The organism is Faecalicatena contorta (assembly GCF_001404335.1).
Lineage (GTDB): Bacteria > Bacillota > Clostridia > Lachnospirales > Lachnospiraceae > Faecalicatena > Faecalicatena contortus_B.
Map to the genome: position 1 here is coordinate 1 of NZ_CYZU01000126.1, position 523 is coordinate 523.

Sequence of the window (523 nt, forward strand, 5' to 3'; positions counted from 1 at the left end):
TTAACATGATGAATCTCGTGCAGAAGTTGGAACATGAAATGTATGTAAAAGCAATAAAACCGGATTAGGGCTTCCGGCAGATAGCCGGGGAAAGAGGTAAATATGAAGAAGCTATTTATTAGTCAGCCAATGGTTGATAGAACAGACGAAGAAATATTTAAGGAAAGAGAAAAAGCAATAGGAGAAGCGAGAGAACTGTTGGGTGAAGATATTGAAGTGATCGACTCCTATACAGACGTACTCATGAATCCACTCGGATATTTGGGATATTCTATCACTTGTTTATCTAAGGCAGACGTTGCGTACTTTGCCAAAGGTTGGCAAGACTATAGAGGATGCAAGATTGAGCATGAGTGTGCTTTGCAGTATGGGATCAAAATACTTTTGAGTGAGTTTGATCCACATAAAACAGTGATTGGTAAGCGATTAGACGCTGGATGTTGGGATTAACTAAACCAAAATTGAAAAGGAGATTATTTATGAAGATCGCAGTTAATAAATGCTTTGGAGGATTTTCGCTTTC

The 523-nt window shown here is 38.4% G+C and carries 1 protein-coding gene; it reads left to right on the forward strand.

Features of this window, described 5'->3' with window-relative positions:
• The first annotated feature begins 102 nt into the window (after nucleotides 1–102).
• A complete protein-coding gene (locus ARB69_RS25575; protein ID WP_055155419.1) occupies nucleotides 103–450 on the forward strand; it encodes a DUF4406 domain-containing protein in 348 nt (115 codons plus the stop codon).
• Nucleotides 451–523 lie beyond the last annotated feature (73 nt).

Excerpts from the sequence above, each read along its gene's own strand:
- ARB69_RS25575 (WP_055155419.1), top strand. The coding sequence starts at position 103 with ATGAAGAAGCTATTTATTAGTCAGCCAATGGTTGATAGAACAGACGAA.